At 63.6% G+C, this 15,440-nt stretch carries 18 protein-coding genes; 3 read left to right on the top strand and 15 right to left on the bottom strand.

Annotated features, from left to right (window positions below; all coding sequences use genetic code 11):
* Positions 1-202 precede the first annotated feature (202 nt).
* Positions 203-649, top strand: coding sequence for a hypothetical protein (locus tag AC1RQP_RS29490; protein ID WP_492940178.1), 447 nt, complete (start codon positions 203-205; stop codon positions 647-649).
* Positions 649-963 (top strand): hypothetical protein, encoded by a 315-nt coding sequence (locus AC1RQP_RS29485; RefSeq protein ID WP_492940176.1) that lies wholly within the window; start codon positions 649-651, stop codon positions 961-963. The genes AC1RQP_RS29490 and AC1RQP_RS29485 overlap by 1 nt, the downstream gene beginning before the upstream one ends.
* A 25-nt stretch (positions 964-988) precedes the next feature.
* On the opposite strand, the gene hspQ is transcribed toward AC1RQP_RS29485, so the two are convergent.
* The 9 genes from hspQ to nifD all read right to left on the bottom strand — a co-directional run bounded on the left by hspQ (position 989) and on the right by nifD (position 9,061).
* Positions 989-1,306 (bottom strand): heat shock protein HspQ, encoded by a 318-nt coding sequence (gene hspQ / locus AC1RQP_RS29480; protein WP_492940174.1) that lies wholly within the window; start codon positions 1,304-1,306, stop codon positions 989-991.
* A gap of 20 nt (positions 1,307-1,326) precedes the next feature.
* On the bottom strand, positions 1,327-1,614 hold the full coding sequence (gene fdxB, locus AC1RQP_RS29475; RefSeq protein ID WP_188096640.1) for a ferredoxin III, nif-specific: 288 nt from the start codon (positions 1,612-1,614) through the stop codon (positions 1,327-1,329).
* 15 nt (positions 1,615-1,629) lie between these two features.
* Positions 1,630-1,830, bottom strand: a complete 201-nt coding sequence (locus AC1RQP_RS29470) for a CCE_0567 family metalloprotein (protein ID WP_454644997.1) — start codon at positions 1,828-1,830, stop codon at positions 1,630-1,632.
* Positions 1,831-1,839: 9 nt separating this feature from the next.
* Positions 1,840-2,310, bottom strand: a complete 471-nt coding sequence (locus AC1RQP_RS29465; protein ID WP_492940171.1) for a NifX-associated nitrogen fixation protein — start codon at positions 2,308-2,310, stop codon at positions 1,840-1,842.
* Positions 2,311-2,321: 11 nt separating this feature from the next.
* Complete coding sequence (gene nifX / locus AC1RQP_RS29460; protein ID WP_239625797.1) at positions 2,322-2,717, bottom strand: nitrogen fixation protein NifX; 396 nt, start codon at positions 2,715-2,717, stop codon at positions 2,322-2,324.
* A 22-nt stretch (positions 2,718-2,739) separates the two neighbouring features.
* Positions 2,740-4,122 carry a nitrogenase iron-molybdenum cofactor biosynthesis protein NifN gene (gene nifN / locus AC1RQP_RS29455; protein ID WP_492940169.1) on the bottom strand — a complete coding sequence of 461 codons (1,383 nt, stop codon included), beginning with the start codon at positions 4,120-4,122 and terminating at the stop codon, positions 2,740-2,742.
* 10 nt (positions 4,123-4,132) lie between these two features.
* Positions 4,133-5,800 (bottom strand): nitrogenase iron-molybdenum cofactor biosynthesis protein NifE, encoded by a 1,668-nt coding sequence (gene nifE, locus AC1RQP_RS29450; RefSeq protein ID WP_492940167.1) that lies wholly within the window; start codon positions 5,798-5,800, stop codon positions 4,133-4,135.
* Between the two features lie 116 nt (positions 5,801-5,916).
* On the bottom strand, positions 5,917-7,476 hold the full coding sequence (nifK, locus tag AC1RQP_RS29445) for a nitrogenase molybdenum-iron protein subunit beta (RefSeq protein WP_492940165.1): 1,560 nt from the start codon (positions 7,474-7,476) through the stop codon (positions 5,917-5,919).
* 82 nt (positions 7,477-7,558) lie between these two features.
* Positions 7,559-9,061 carry a nitrogenase molybdenum-iron protein alpha chain gene (gene nifD / locus AC1RQP_RS29440; protein WP_492940163.1) on the bottom strand — a complete coding sequence of 501 codons (1,503 nt, stop codon included), beginning with the start codon at positions 9,059-9,061 and terminating at the stop codon, positions 7,559-7,561.
* Positions 9,062-9,415: 354 nt separating this feature from the next.
* Here nifD and AC1RQP_RS29435 point away from each other — a divergent pair, with 354 nt between their 5' ends.
* On the top strand, positions 9,416-9,868 hold the full coding sequence (locus AC1RQP_RS29435; RefSeq protein ID WP_239625807.1) for a SufE family protein: 453 nt from the start codon (positions 9,416-9,418) through the stop codon (positions 9,866-9,868).
* Positions 9,869-9,881: 13 nt separating this feature from the next.
* Here the strand turns inward: AC1RQP_RS29435 and AC1RQP_RS29430 are convergent, their stop codons facing one another.
* From AC1RQP_RS29430 to AC1RQP_RS29405, 6 genes are all read right to left on the bottom strand, one after another.
* Entirely contained in the window at positions 9,882-10,235 is a 354-nt protein-coding gene (locus tag AC1RQP_RS29430) for a nitrogen fixation protein NifZ (RefSeq protein ID WP_492940161.1), read from the bottom strand.
* The gene (locus AC1RQP_RS29425) at positions 10,232-11,473 is read right to left on the bottom strand and encodes a cysteine desulfurase (RefSeq protein ID WP_492940159.1); all 1,242 of its coding nucleotides are present in this window, start codon (positions 11,471-11,473) and stop codon (positions 10,232-10,234) included. Before AC1RQP_RS29425 ends, AC1RQP_RS29430 begins: the two co-directional genes overlap by 4 nt.
* A 4-nt stretch (positions 11,474-11,477) precedes the next feature.
* On the bottom strand, positions 11,478-12,797 hold the full coding sequence (gene sufD, locus AC1RQP_RS29420; RefSeq protein WP_492940157.1) for a Fe-S cluster assembly protein SufD: 1,320 nt from the start codon (positions 12,795-12,797) through the stop codon (positions 11,478-11,480).
* Positions 12,798-12,801: 4 nt separating this feature from the next.
* A complete protein-coding gene (gene sufC, locus AC1RQP_RS29415; RefSeq protein WP_492940155.1) occupies positions 12,802-13,560 on the bottom strand; it encodes a Fe-S cluster assembly ATPase SufC in 759 nt (252 codons plus the stop codon).
* Between the two features lie 34 nt (positions 13,561-13,594).
* The gene (gene sufB / locus AC1RQP_RS29410; protein ID WP_492940153.1) at positions 13,595-15,091 is read right to left on the bottom strand and encodes a Fe-S cluster assembly protein SufB; all 1,497 of its coding nucleotides are present in this window, start codon (positions 15,089-15,091) and stop codon (positions 13,595-13,597) included.
* A 63-nt stretch (positions 15,092-15,154) separates the two neighbouring features.
* The gene (locus AC1RQP_RS29405) at positions 15,155-15,397 is read right to left on the bottom strand and encodes a 4Fe-4S dicluster domain-containing protein (RefSeq protein ID WP_492940389.1); all 243 of its coding nucleotides are present in this window, start codon (positions 15,395-15,397) and stop codon (positions 15,155-15,157) included.
* Positions 15,398-15,440 lie beyond the last annotated feature (43 nt).

Here is a 15,440-nt window from a genome sequence, read left to right as displayed (position 1 = left end):
GTGCAAGAATCGCGCTAGGCTAGGGGGACGTCAGGTCAGGAATCCGACACGCGACAGCGTTGTCGCTCCCTGATTCCTCATGCGAGCCCAGTTCCAAGCCGATTCTCCCGGTTTTGGCGACGTCGTCGCTCTCGGGACGCCCACGCGAGGTGGCATGGAAATTGATGCTGTTCAGTCAGGCCCCCTTGGCATGGAGAATGACATGAACGTCGCGTCTGAATTCGCCGCCTGCTCGAAAGACGAGATCAAGGCGTTGCTCGATGGCGGCACGCTGACCGTCTATTCGGTCGCGCGCCCGATCACCGCCGATCGGCCGGTGGATCGCAGCGCCGTCCTCGCCACGTTCAAGTTCGCGACCCCGGCTTTCAGCGGCGACGCCGGCGTGAACCTCGCGGCCAATCCGGTGCCGGCAAACAGCGTCGGCACACCGGGCTTTGCGCGAGCATGCAAGGCCGACGGGACCGTCGTGGCGGACTTTTCCGCCGGCCCCGGCCCGCGCGAGATCAAGTTCGTCGAGGTCTCCTGCTCGCAAGGTGCGCCCGTGAAGATCATCGCGTTCAAGTTCATCGCCGAAGGCGGCTGGCCGGAACGCCCGGACTATTATGACGCCCATCCCCGCCCCGGCTTTGCCATGCCGCTGGTGCCGTGATGGCGATCCTGGTCAAGATCACGCAGGACGGCCGCAAGCTCGAGGTCGTCGGACTCGCGATCACGCTCGGCGGCAAGCTCGAAGCGAACGAGCTGATCGAGGTGAAGGATCACCCCTATCGCCGCGCGATCCGTGCCGCCGCGCCGGAGGCGACCCACATGGCTGGCCGCGTGCCCCTGACGCGCGAGGAAGCCGAGATCGTGCTCGCCGCGTTCAGGCAGGCGGAAGCCGACATGCTTGCCAATCCCGTCGCCATCTACGAGCGTTTCCGCATCGCCGCGATGATGAAGTCGCGCGAACAGGGGATAGAGTAAGGCGGATCGCGGCGTCGCTCGCGCGTCAGTTCAACGCGTGCCGGCGCCGGCGATAGCCGCCGGCTTCGCCGACCTCGAACATGGCCCCGATCCCGGGATGGCTGACCGGCTCGCCGGAATCATCGGGCTCGAGGTCGCGTTCCGCGATACAGGCCACGTAGGGGATTTCACCGTCCTCGGCGAACAGCCGGTAGACCAGACCCGTCGTCGCCCCGTCGGGCTCCGGTTCGCCATCCGTGCCGGCGAGCGATGTGTCGACATCGAAGATGACGCCCCGCATTGCGTAGAGACGATGACGGATCACCTGGCCGATATTGTACCTGGCGAACCTCGTCTTGCTCATCGCTGGGTCCGGCACGGCGTTCAAGCCGCCGCGGGGGCGTGGGTCTGGCAGTTGGTCGGACAGACTCGCGCGCAGGCGCCGCAGCCGATGCAGGCGCCGTCGTCGTTCATCACCATCACCTTCTTCTCGACCTCGTCGTCGTCGTCATCGAGGTCGATCATCTCGCCGTCCTCGTTGATGCCTTTCAGCGTCATGACCTCGCGGCCGCAGACCTTGTAGCAGCGCCCACAGCCGATGCACTTCTGGGCATCGATCGACACCAGATAGTCCGGCTTCCAGTCGCGGCCGTCGCGGGTTGCGTAGGACATGGTCGGAATCCCGCCTCAGGCCTTTTCCAGCGCCTTGAGGTCCTCGCGCTTGCGCTCGAGCTCGGCGAAAGCGTCGTGGGCCTTCTGGGCCACGCTCAGGATCGAGGTCCAGTTGATCGGAAGCTCCTCCGAGAGATCGTGGAGGTCCATCTTGGCCTGCGTCGCCTTGGCCGAGAGCTTCTTGATTTCGGCCTTCAGGGTTTCGAGATCGCTCATGCTCAAGCCTCAGTAGTTTGCCACATCGGGAAATTTGCGGATCATCTCGACCGCGCCTGCGACATGCTTGTCACCTTCGGCCGCAAGCTTGGACAGATTGTCGAAACCGAACCGATGCACGTCGCGCAGCTGCTTGTTGACGACGATGAGCCGGCCGCCGATCAGGACCATGCGGCCGAAGCCCTCATGGTGCATCTTCAGCATCGGCGAGATCATCACGCCGGTCGCTTTCTCGATCGACAGCGCGACAGCGTTGAAGAACAGCTCCATGCGCCAGATCGTGTCCGGGTCGGGATCGCCGACGATCGGCAGCGCACGGCGCTTCTCCTTATCGAGGATGTAGGGCTCGAGCAGGTCGAGATCCTTCTTCCCTTCCCAGGCGCCATGGGTGTCCTGGGCCCGCCAGATCTTGACGAGCTCCTTGACGAACGGCGCCTCGGCCGCATTGTCGGGTTGGATCAGTTCAGCCGCTTCAGTCATGGCGGTTCCCTTCAGTCCTCGAAATCAAAGCTGCGTTCCTGTCCCTTGGCGAGCACCTTGCGCAGCCACGGCGGCGGCGAGCCCTTCAACACGCCCTCGAGTTTGACGCAGAGATCGTCGATCGCCTCGGGCTGCGTCACCTTCATGGGGTGGATGTTGTTGGCGACGACCCGCGCCGCGCCCGAGCCGCCGATCGCCGCGACGTAGAGGATCGTACAATCCTTGATCGCCTCGATCTTCGGCGCCAGCTTGTCCTCGTTACCGTCCTCCTTGAGGTCGCCGTCGAACTGGATGGCCTCGACAAAATGATGGCCGTCCGGATTGACGTCGTAGATGGCGATATTCTTGGCCCAGCCGAAATGCGCGTCGACGCGCTTCAGGTCCTGGGTGGCAAAGGCGACTTTCATCGATCTGGTCCCTCTTGTTACGTCAGTGCAGTTGCGGCGGGACGACCTCGAGGCCGCTGTCCGTGGTCCGCCAGGTATCAGGCGTCGGCTGGTGGTTCGCCTCGCGATCGGCGATGACGAGATTGGCAAGATCGAAGATGAGATCGCGTGTGCCGCGATAGCCGACCGACAGCTGGTGCCCTGCACCGAGACGGTCGAACATCGGAAAGCCCGCGCGGTAGAACGGGATCCTCAGGCGCGAGGCCGCCTGGCGGCCGTGGGAATGGGTAATGAGCAGATCGCAGTCGCGCGTCTTGGCAAGCTCTTCCAGGTCTTCGAGATCGCCGATCAGGACCTCCTGCGTCTTGACGCGTTCCAGCACGGGCGATGCCGTCGTGGTCACGGCGACCGCGACCTCCGCACCCATCTCGTGCAGCATGCTGGAGAGATCGAACAGCAGATCGGGCTCGGCGCCGATCGCGAGCTTGCGACCGCCGATGTGAAAATGCGTATCCAGCATTGCGTCCGCGAGCTGGCCGCGCTGCCGGCGGTACTTCGCCGGCACCGGCCGGCCGCTGATCTCGCTGAGGAATGCGATGAATTCGTCGTTCGGGGCGAGGCCGCAGAGCCGCTCGAACAGGCGGAACGGCACGCCCGCCCTCTGCTGCATCGCTTCCGCCGCACGCTGCATCTGCGCGCCGATCGCGATGGTCCAGGCCGCCTGCCCCATGGTCGCGATCTCGTCGACCCCGATGCCGCCGATCGTGGTCGGCGTGAACTCGTCCGGGATGTGCCCGTCGAGCGAGCCGGCAAGGTCCGGCAGGAAGGACGGCTTGAGTCCGAAATCCTCGATGATCGTGCGCAGCTCGTCGAGATCTCCCGGCGTGAGGTGACAGCCCGGCAGGACGTTCACGCGCGCCGGATCGCGCACGGCACCCGCCTCAGCGGGGTCGACGAGCACTTCGACCATGCGCGCGACGGTCTTCTCCCAGCCGTCCTGGAAAGCGTCCTTGAAATCGGGCGTCGAGACATAGACCAGCGGGAACTTTTCGAGCTGCGGGTGCTTTTGCCGGATCAGGCGGATGAAGCCCTCGACGTCGTCGCCCTTGGTCTCGGTGACGCCGGTCGAATTGATGCCGATGATCTCCGGCTTGGTGCGATTGTAGATGTTGAGGATCGCCTGCTCGACGTTCTCATAGCCGCCGAGCACGGTCGCGACCTCGCTCATCGCGGTGGTCTGCATCGGCACGGCTTCCTTGAAATGCCGCACGAACAGGGTCAGTCCGAACGAGGTGCAGCCCTGCGAGCCGTGCAGCAGGGGCATCGCTCCGCGCAGCCCCATGAAGGCGAACGAGCCGCCGATCGGCTGGCTCATCTTGAGCGGATTGACCGAGCAGGCTTTCTTCGAGGTGGTGACGATGGCCATCGGCTGCGCCCTACTCCGCCGCCTGGAGGATCGGCGTCGGCCGAGCGGCGAGGATGTCCTCGATCCGTCCCTTGCAGGCGCCGCAACCGCCCGAGGCGTTGGTGTGCTCCTTGACCGCGTCGACGGTGGAAAGGCCGTGCGCAGCGATGGCATCCTCGATACTGCCGAGGTCGACGGTCTTGCAGTGGCAGATCTTCCTGGCGCGGCGGGTCGCCTCCGCAAGCGCCGGATCGGCGGCGATCTCGGCGGCCTGCGCATCCATCTGCGCGATCGCCTTGGCCTGCCAGTTCACGCCCGCATCGTCCCACGGCGCGCGACGGCGGAGCTGGGCCCACATCGGGTTGTAGAGCGCCTTCTCGATCTCCTCCATCAGCTTGACCATGCCGATGTAGCCCATATAGGCGTGGCAGCGCTCCTGATTGATGTCGAGCCAGGGCATCGCCGCTTTCAGCGCAACGAACTGCGACTTGCCGCCGGAGAGCATGATGTCGGCGCGCGCGTCCTTCAGCATCTTGTACATCTCGCGCGGCGTCATGTCCTCGATCATGTGGGCGTCCTGCCCCATCAGCTCCTTGATCCGCTCCTTGTCCTCCTTGGTGGACTTCTTCACGGAGGTGCCGACGATCTCGAGACCCGCCTCCTGGAGCGCGGCGACCACGGACCAGGACTTCACGCCGCCGGTGATCAGCAGCACCTTCTTGTCCTTGAAGCGCGGCTTGAAGCGCTCGATCGCGGCCCAGGCCTTGGCTTCCTCCCGCGCGATCACCGCTTCGGTGCGCTCCATCAGCTCTGCCGGCGCGCCGCGCTCGATCAGCAGGCGGGCGATCTCGCGCAGCGAATCGCTGGAGTCCTGGATGCCGTAGAAGGAGCCCTCGAAGTAGGGGATGCCGTAGCGTTCCTCCATCTTGCGGGCGACGTTGATCATCGCCTTGGAGCACACCATCATCGCGGCCCTGGCCCGATGCGAGTAAGCCAGCTCGCGGTATTTCCCGTCACCGGAGATGCAGGAGAGGATCCGAATGCCGAGTTCGTCCAGCAGCGGCTTGACCTGCCAGAATTCGCCAGACAGGTTGTACTCGCCGATCATGTTGATGTCGTAGGGCGTGGTATAGTCGGGCTCAGCGGTACCGATCACGTGCTCGAGCAGCGCCTCGCCGGCCAGCTTGTTGCCGAGGTTCTTCGGGCCGACGAAGCCGGGCGAATTGACGGGGATGACCGGCTTGCCGAACTTCGTGGCCGCAGCCTTGCAGACCGCGTTGATGTCGTCGCCGATCATGGCCGGCACGCAGGTCTGGTAGACGAAGATCGCCGGCGGGTCGTATTTCTCGATGATCTCCCTGATCGCCTTGTAGAGCCGCTTCTCGCCGCCGAACACGATGTCGGTCTCGTTGATGTCGGTGGTAAAGCTGCGCCGCCAGAGATCGGAGCCAGACGAGGCGCTGCCGCGATTGTCCCAGGAATTGCCCTCGCAGGCGATGGGGCCGTGGACGAGATGGGCAACGTCAGTGAACGGCTGCAGCGCAATCTTGGCGCCATCGAAGGCGCAGCCGCCGGCGGCCCCTCCCGGCTGCAATTGCTTGGTGCAGCCCTTCTTGCGCTCGGCCTCCGTCTTGTTGGCGTTCTTGCCGCAGCCCGGCTCGTTGAAGACGTCCTGGATGGTGGCCGACAGCGAGCTCATGCGTCTCTCCTATTCCCTGACCCGCTGCGCGAGCGTCACGCCCCGCAGTCTCGATCGCTCTGGCTAGACTGGTGGTCTGCCGCCGTCCCGTCGGGCGGCGGCAGATCTCATAGACGTCAGCGGATGATGTCGAAGCTGTAGTCGGTCTTGGCGGGAACGTTGGTGTTCTTGTCGATCTCGTCGAAGATCTTGTCGAGGATCTTCACCAGCACGTTCATGCCGCCCTGATAGCCCCACACCGGATAGCGATGGTGATGGTGACGATCGAACACCGGGAAGCCGATGCGGATCAGCGGCGTGCCGGTGTCGCGCTCCAGATACTTGCCGTAAGTGTTGCCGATCAGGAAATCGACCGGCTCGGTGAACAGCAGCGAGCGCATATGCCAGAGATCCTTGCCCGGATAGGCATGGCAGTTCTTGCCGAACGGCGAGCTGGCGAACAGCGCCTGCATCTTTTCCGCCCAAGCCTTGTTGCCGTTGGTCGAGAGCACGTGGGTGGGCTCGGCGCCGAGCTCGAGCAGGAAGGCCGCCAGCCCGTAGCAGAGGTCCGGATCGCCGTAGATCGCGAACTTCTTGCCGTGGATATGAGCGCTCGAATCGGCCATGGCATCGACGAGACGGCCGCGCTCCTGTTCCAGCGCCTTCGCAATCGGCTTGCCGGTGATGCGCGACAGCGTCATCAGGAAGTCGTCGGTGGCACTGACGCCGACGGGATGGTTGAAGGCCGCGACTTCGTGGCCATGTCCCTCGATGAAGGGGAGCGTCTTCTCGGTGCAGTATTGCTGCATGGAGATAGTCGCCTTGGCGTGGATGGCGTTCGCGGCGTCCTCCAGCGTGGTACCGCCGTCATACATGCGGAACTCGCCGTCGGTCGGCGTGTCGAACACGTCGCTGTTATCAGCGAGTATCGTGTATTCGATCCCCATCAGTTCGAAGATGCGCTTGATCTCGCGGATGTTGCCGACGGTGTAGCCGTCGAAACCGCCGATGAAGTTGATCTTGCCATTCTCCTTGCGCTCCAGCTTCGGCGCGGTGCCGGCCTTGCCGTCCCAGAAGTGCTCCAGGATGCCCTTGAGGGCGTTGTCGTAGCCGGTCACATGGCTGCCGACGAAGGCAGGCGTATGAGCGAAGGGAACGTCGTACTCGTTGGGAACGGAGCCCTTTTCCTTCGCCGTCTTGATGAAGGCATTGAGGTCGTCGCCGATCACCTCCGCCATGCAGGTGGTTGAGACGGCGATCATCTTCGGCTTGTACATGTTGTACGTGTTGGCGAGCCCGTCGATCATGTTGTTCAGGCCGCCGAACACAGCCGCATCCTCCGTCATCGACGAGGAAACGCAGGAGCTCGGTTCCTTGAAGTGCCGCGACAGATGGCTGCGGTAATAGGCGACGCAGCCCTGCGAGCCGTGCACGAAGGGCAGCGTGCCTTCGAACCCGACGGCGACGAACACGGCACCCAGCGGCTGGCAGGCCTTGGCCGGGTTCACGGTCAGCGCTTCACGGGCGAAGTTCTTCTCGCGGTATTCTGGCGTCTTGGCCCACTCCCGGATTCGCTCGACCTCCGCGGGATCGTGCGGATTCTCGAACAGGGCTTTCTTGTTGGCCAGCATCTGCTGGTATTCCGGTCCCCGGAACAGCTCGAAGTGATCGAGCACGTGTTCGGCATTCTGTGTCATCGTGGCACCCTTGTTGGATTCGTGTTCGATCGCCTGTCTCCGGCTCTTCCCCGAATGAAGAAGAGCCGGACCTCAGCCTCTGTCATTCCGCCGCCATCAGGCTCGGCCGCGGGGCATCCTTCCAGGGTGCCTTGGTCTTCTTCCAGATCGGAGAGTTGATGGCCATGTCCATGTCGCGCGCGAAGATCGCGAAGCCGTCATAGCCGTGATAGGGACCGGAATAGTCCCAGGAGTGCATCTGCCGGAACGGCACGCCCATCTTCTGGAAGACGTACTTCTCCTTGATGCCCGAGCCGACCAGATCCGGCTGGATCTTCTCGACGAAGCGCTCGAACTCGTAGCCGGTGACGTCGTCGTAGATCAGCGTGCCGTCCTTGACGTAGTGCTGGGCCGTGCGCTGGTAGTCGTCATTGTGACCGAACTCGTAACCGGTGCCGACCACCTCCATGCCGAGGTCCTCATAGGCACCGATCACGTGGCGGGGACGCAGGCCTCCGACGAACAGCATCACCGTCTTGCCTTCGAGGCGCGGGCGATACTTGGCGATCACCGCGTCCATCAGCGGCTGGTACTTTGCGATGACGCGCTCGGCGCCCTCCTTGATCTTGTCGTCGAAGAAGCTTGCGATCTTGCGCAGCGACTCCGCGATCTTGGAGGGACCGAAGAAGTTGTACTCGCACCAGGGGATGCCGAACTTCTCCTCCATGTGGCGGGAGATGTAGTTCATCGAGCGGTAGCAGTGCAGGACGTTGAGCTTCGCCTTGGGCGTCGCCTCCAGCTCGGCGAGGCTGCCGTCGCCGGACCATTGCGCGATCACGCGCAGGCCCATCTCCTCGAGCAGGATGCGCGAGGACCAGGCGTCGCCGCCGATGTTGTAGTCGCCGATGATCGCAACGTCATAGGGCGTCGGCTCGAAGGCCGGCTTCGCGTCCGGGGAGATCTTGTCGAAGATCCAGTCCCGCACCGCGTCGTTGGCGATGTGGTGGCCGAGCGATTGCGAGACGCCGCGGAAGCCTTCGCAGCGCACCGGCACGATGGTCTTGCCGTCATACTCCTTGGACTTCACCTTCGAGACGGCCTCGATATCGTCGCCGATCAGGCCGATCGGGCATTCCGACTGGATGGTGATGCCGTGGTTGAGCGGAAACAGCTCCTGGATCTCGTCGATGATCTTGGCGAGCTTCTTGTCGCCACCGAACACGATGTCCTTCTCCTGGAAATCGGAGGTGAACTGCATGGTGACGAAAGTGTCGATGCCGGTCGTTCCGATGTAATAGTTGCGCCGCGCCGCCCAGGAATACTGCCCGCAGCCGACCGGGCCGTGGCTGATGTGGATCATGTCCTTGATCGGACCCCACACAACGCCCTTGGAGCCGGCATAAGCGCAGCCGCGAATGGTCATCACGCCGGGGATGGACTTCAGGTTCGACTTGACGCCGCAATCGGACTTGCCGGCTTCGTGCACATTGAGGTGCTTGGCGCGGCGCTTTGCAGTCTTCTCCGGATAGACCTTCAAGACTTCGTCGATCAGTTGCTTGTTGCGGGCCTTGATCTCGGCGACGCTCTCTGTGGTTGCTAGGCTCATGCGAATATCCCTCGGTTATCCCTGTGTGAACGATCGGACGCCTCAACCGGCGCGCCGCTCTCGCGATCTCTTCCGCGAGGTCGCCTTGCACAAGGACTTTTGCAACGAGTGTGCCAGCGCATGCCGAAGACAAAAAGTGAAGCGATTGGAGACAGATAGCTTCGACGCTCGCGTTTGTTGCAAACCCGACATCGCATCATGTCGACATGTGCGTGCGCGAAGGGCTGTTCGAAACAAAACAATGCGTGTCGTCGCCAGATGGCATTCGTCGATGCATTTTCCTGCAGGGAATCGTCGATCCGCGCTGCGGTATGGGGCTTGCTTGATGCGTCTCACCAATGCATCGAGGCGATCATGCAGCTTGAAACGAACTCTCGGCCAACGCCGATCGGCGACATCATCGAGAACTTCTCGCTCCTTGAAGAGTGGGACGACCGCTACCGCTACGTCATCGAACTGGGCCGCATGCTGACGCCCTTTCCGGAGGAGCAGCGGACCGACGCCAACAAGGTGCAGGGCTGCGTCAGCCAGGTCTGGCTTGCGACCACGATCGAGCACCGCGACGGGCGGCCGTTCCTCACCTTTGCCGGCGACAGCGACGCTCACATCGTCCGCGGCCTGGTCGCGATCCTGATCGCGCTTCTGTCGGGACGACCGGCCGCGGAGATCTCAGGCGAGAATCCCCTCGCCTTGTTCGAGCGGCTCGGGCTCGGCGAGCACCTGACTCCACAGCGCTCGAACGGGTTCCGGTCGATGGTAGCGCGGACGCGTGCAGATGCGACGGCCGCACTCGCGGAAGCCGTATGACGCCTGGAGAACGTCAGGCGACGTCGAACGCGGTTCCCATCCGCATCATCTCGTGGTCCGCCATGATGACGAACACCGACCGGGCCGTGAATTCGACCGTGTAGTAGACCTCGCCGAGAAAGCGCCAGCTCTCGCGCACAATGCCGGCATCGCCGGGGTGCACGAGCGGCTCGCCGACATCCTTGTGCGGATACATGCCGTCGTTCCGGATCAGCGCCGCGGCGCGGATCGGTTCACCGACCGAGTACTCGCCGGTGAAGCGCCGCTCCATGTTCCGCACCGTTCGGCGACGATGGGCGTCGCAGACGATGCGGGCAACTGGCCGCGGCTTGACGGGACGTGGCCTGGTGGCGATCCGTTCGCTCATGAGAGCAGCTCCTGGGCCCTGGTCAGGGCCGCGGCCAGCGCATCGACCTCCTCCAACGTGTTGTAGAGCGCGAACGAAGCGCGGCAGGTGGCGGTCACGCCGAAGCGGTCGAGCAGCGGCATCGCGCAATGGGTTCCGGCGCGAACCGCCACACCGGAGCGATCGATCACGGTCGCAAGGTCGTGAGCGTGGGCGCTCTTCATCTCGAACGACACGATCGCGCCCTTGTCGGCGGCGGTTCCGATGATGCGCAGCGAATTGATCCCACGCAGACGTTCCTCGGCATAGGCCAGCAGGCTCCTCTCGTGCCTGCGGATCCGCTCCTTGCCGATCGATTCGACATAGTCGATGGCGGCGCCGAGGCCGATGGCCTGCACGATCGGCGGCGTGCCGGCCTCGAAGCGATGCGGCGGCTCGCCATAGGTGACGGCATCGCACGAGACTTCGCGGATCATCTCGCCGCCGCCGTTGAAGGGTGGCATGGCCGCCAGATGCTCGTACTTGCCGTAGAGCGCGCCGATGCCGGTCGGCCCGTACAGCTTGTGCCCGGTGATGACGTAGAAGTCGCAGCCGATGTCGCGCACATCGACATCCATGTGGACCGCGCCTTGCGAACCGTCGACCAGGACGGGAATCCCGCGGGCATGCGCCAGCCGCACGACCTCCTTGACCGGAACGACACTGCCCAGCACGTTCGACATCTGGGTGATTGCAACCAGCTTGGTCTTCGCGTTCAAGAGCTTCTCGAACTCGTCGATCAGGAAATTGCCCTCGTCGTCGACCGGCGCCCATCTGATCACGGCACCCTGCCGTTCCCTGAGGAAGTGCCACGGCACGATGTTGGCGTGGTGCTCCATGATCGAGAGTACGATCTCGTCGCCTTCGCCGATCCTTTCGCGACCGAACGTCTGGGCCACCAGGTTGATCGCCTCCGTGGCCCCGCGGGTGAAGATGATCTCCTCGCGCCGCTCTGCATTGAGAAAACGGGCAATCCTATCGCGCGCGCCTTCATAAGCTTCGGTGGCGGCATTGGCGAGGTAATGCAGGCCACGGTGCACGTTGGCGTATTCGCTGGTGTAGGCCTGCGTCAGCCGGTCAAGCACGGCATTCGGCTTCTGGGCCGAGGCGGCATTGTCCAGATAGACCAGCCTCTTGCCATGCACCTGCGTCGACAGGATTGGAAAGTCCTGGCGGACGCGGTTGACGTCGTAACTTCCGTTGGCGACCGCCGGATGCATGGAACTAATCCCGTTCCTTGAGCCAGTTGAGCATCACCTGCGTCAATGCCTCACGCAGATCGTCGCGCGCGACGACGTCGATCACCTCGCCGACGAAGGCCTGGATCAGCAGCGCCTCGGCTTCCTTTTCTGGAATGCCGCGCGCCATCAGATAGAACTTCAACTGATCGTCCAGCGCGCCGGTGGTGGTGCCGTGTCCGCACTGAACGTCGTCGGCGAAAATCTCGAGCTCCGGCTTGCAATTGGCGACGGCCTCGTCGGACAGGAGGAGCGCCCTCGCCATCATCCTGGCATCGGTCTGCTGCGCGCCGGGCTGCACCGTGATCCTGCCCTGGAACACGGCCCGAGCCTCATCGTCCACGACCGCCTTGAAGACCTCCCGGCTCTGCGAGCCAGCGGCGACATGGTCGACGACGAGCGTGGTGTCTGCATGTTGGCGGCCGGCCAGAAGGCTTCCCTGATGCACATCGGCGATGGCACCCTCGCCCGCCAGCTTCACAAAGAGCTGATTGCGCACCACGGCACCACCGATGGTGAAGCCGAAATCGCGATAGCTCGCGCCCGCCCCGGTCGAGGCCTCGAGCGTTGAAATATGCAGCGCAGCTTCACCTTCGCCGGTGATCTTGACGTGGTCCAGACGGGCCCTGTCTCCGACATCCACCTGCAAGGCGACATTGACCTGGTAGTCTGACTGGTCCGGACCCTCATGGGTCTCGACGAGCGTGAGGACCGCACCGCTGCCGAGCTCCAGCCGCGACCGCGTGAACGTCGCGGCGGGCGCACCGCCCGTGGTCACGAAGACGAGATGGATCGGCCGCTCCACGACGACACCCGGAGCGACCGTGATCACGACACCGTCGGCGGCGAGTGCGGTGTTGAGCGCGGCGACCGGATCGCTTCCGGCCATCTCGAGCGGCAGAACCATTTCATCCGCTCCCAGCGCCTCGACCGTCGCGCGAACGACGACGCCGGGTTCGAGCCCGGCGAGATCGGAGAGTTCGGGCGCGAAGGCGCCGTCGACGATCAGCAGCCGCCGGAGGCCGAGGCCCGCGAAAACCGCACCCGCCTCGCGAGCGACACTCCTGGCTGCCGCATCGGAGCGCGGAGCCAGTGGCTTGGCATCACGCAGCAGGCGCCGCAGGTCGGTATACCTCCAGGCCTCGGTGCGGGAATGCGGCAAGCCTTGCGCCGCGAAGCGGTCGAAGGCATCGCGCCGGACCGCCCCGATCTTGTCCCCGCCGGGCAGACTCTCGCGCACGGCCGCAAACAGATCGGCGAATCCAATCTCGGCAGCGGTCTTGACGGAACGGACCTCGGCATTCATGGGATCACGCCGCCTCGCTCTGATACTGCGCGTAGCCCGTCGCCTCCAGTTCGAGCGCGAGATCCTTGCCGCCGGTCTTGACGATGCGGCCCGCAGCCAGCACATGCACGACGTCGGGCACGATGTAGTCGAGCAGCCGCTGATAGTGCGTGATCACGATCATGCCGCGATCGGCCGCACGCAGGCGATTGACACCGTCGGCGACGATGCGTAGCGCGTCGATGTCGAGGCCGGAATCGGTCTCGTCCAGCACGCACAGTTTGGGCTCCAGCAGCGCCATCTGAAGCGTCTCGTTGCGCTTCTTCTCGCCGCCGGAGAAGCCGACATTGAGCGGCCGCTTCAGCATATCAGGGTCGATGCTGAGCTGCTTGGCGAGCTCGCGCACCCGCTTCAGCACATCGGGCGAAGACAATTCCTCTTCGCCACGCTTCTTGCGCTGGGCATTGAGCGCCGTCCGCAGGAACGTCAGTGTTGCGACACCGGGAATTTCGAGCGGGTATTGGAAGGCCAGGAACAGCCCTTTTGCAGCCCGCTCGTCCGGGTCCATGGCAAGGAGATCCTCGTCGTTGAAGAACACCTCGCCGCCGGTGATCTCGTAGCCCGGCTTGCCCGACAGCACATAGGACAGCGTCGACTTGCCCGCCCCATTGGGGCCCATGATGGCGTGGATCTCGCCCTTGTTCACGGCGAGGTCGAGCCCGTTGAGAATCTGGCGGCCGTCGATCTCGGCCTTGAGCCCGCGGATATCGAGGAGCGCCGTCATCACACTTCTCCTTGCCTGGTAGGTCCAAAGACAGTCATCCGACGCTCCCTTCGAGCGAGATCGAGATCAGCTTCTGCGCTTCCACCGCGAACTCCATCGGCAGTTGCTGCAGCACGTCCTTGACGAAGCCGTTGACGACGAGGCCGACCGCCTCCTCCTGGCTGAGCCCGCGCTGGATGCAGTAGAACAGCACGTCCTCGGAGATCTTGGACGTCGTCGCCTCGTGCTCGAACGTCGCCGACGAGTTCTTGGCTTCGATGTACGGCACGGTGTGCGCGCCGCATTTGTCGCCGATCAGCAGCGAATCGCAGGCCGTGAAGTTGCGCGCGCCGGTCGCCTTGCGGTGCGCCGTGACGAGGCCGCGATAGGTGTTCTGCGACTTGCCGGCGGCGATGCCCTTGGAGATGATCCGGCTCGTCGTGTTCTTGCCGAGATGGATCATCTTGGTGCCGCTATCGACCTGCTGATAGCCGTTCGAGATCGCGATCGAGTAGAACTCGCCGCGCGAATTGTCGCCGCGCAGGATGCAGCTCGGATATTTCCAGGTGATCGCAGACCCGGTCTCGACCTGGGTCCAGGAGATCTTGGAATTGTTGCCGCGGCAGTCGCCACGCTTGGTGACGAAATTGTAGATGCCGCCCTTGCCTTCCGAATTGCCCGGATACCAGTTCTGCACCGTCGAATATTTGATCTCGGCATCGTCATGGGCGACCAGCTCGACCACCGCCGCGTGCAGCTGGTTCTCGTCGCGCTGCGGCGCGGTGCAGCCTTCGAGATAGGAGACGTAGGCGCCCTTGTCGGCGATGATCAGCGTGCGCTCGAACTGGCCGGTGTTGCGCTCGTTGATGCGGAAATAGGTCGACAGCTCCATCGGGCAGCGCACGCCCGGCGGCACGTAGACGAACGAGCCGTCGGAGAACACCGCCGAGTTCAGCGTCGCGTAGAAATTGTCCGAGGTCGGAACCACCGATCCCAGATATTTCTGCACCAGTTCAGGGTGCTCGCGGATCGCCTCCGAGATCGGCATGAAGATCACGCCGGCCTTCTTCAGCTCGGCCTTGAACGTGGTCGCGACCGAGACCGAATCGAACACCGCGTCGACCGCGATCTTGCGGCGGGCCGGATCCTCTTCGCCGGGCTTGGGCTCGACGCCCTCGAGCATGGCGACTTCCCGCAAGGGGATGCCGAGCTTCTCGTAGGTCTTGAGGATCTCCGGATCGATCTCGTCGAGCGAGGAGACCGTCTTCTTCGGCTTCGGCGCCGCGTAATAATAGAGGTCCTGGAAGTCGATCTTGGGATAGTCGACGCGGGCCCAGGTCGGCTCCTGCATGGTCAGCCAGCGCCGATAGGCTTCCAGCCGCCACTGGAGCATCCAGGCGGGCTCGTTCTTCTTCTCGGAGATGAACTTGACGGTTTCTTCCGACAGACCCTTGGGGGCCTTGTCGGACTCGATCAGGGTCTCAAACCCATAACGATACTGGTCGACGTCGATGCCGCGAACCTGTTCGATGGTTTCCTGAACCGCCGCCATCTACCGCTCCGTCCGCAAATGAGATTTCCAGTCCGCCAGCCTCGACCGCGTCATGGAGGTGCCTCAGGCCGGAATACAGGTGTCGGGCACCGGACAGACGGCCGCGCATTGCGGCGTATCGAAACTCCCTTCGCACTCCGTGCACTTCTTGGGATCGATGACATACATGTCGCGCTTGAGGCTGATCGCCGCGTTCGGGCATTCGAACTCACATGCGCCGCAAACCGTGCATTGCGAGGCGACAATCTTGTAAGACATGTGTTCCGACTCCTTGAGCAGACGATGCCGTCGGACACCTTCTTTCAAGCGCCGTGCCAACCCTGAAGGGTCTGAAATTCAAGCGTAATCT

The organism is Bradyrhizobium sp. GW821-FHT13H06 (genome assembly GCF_058803975.1).
Note: the sequence above shows the minus strand (reverse complement) of the source record. Positions and strands in the feature narration are given on the sequence as shown.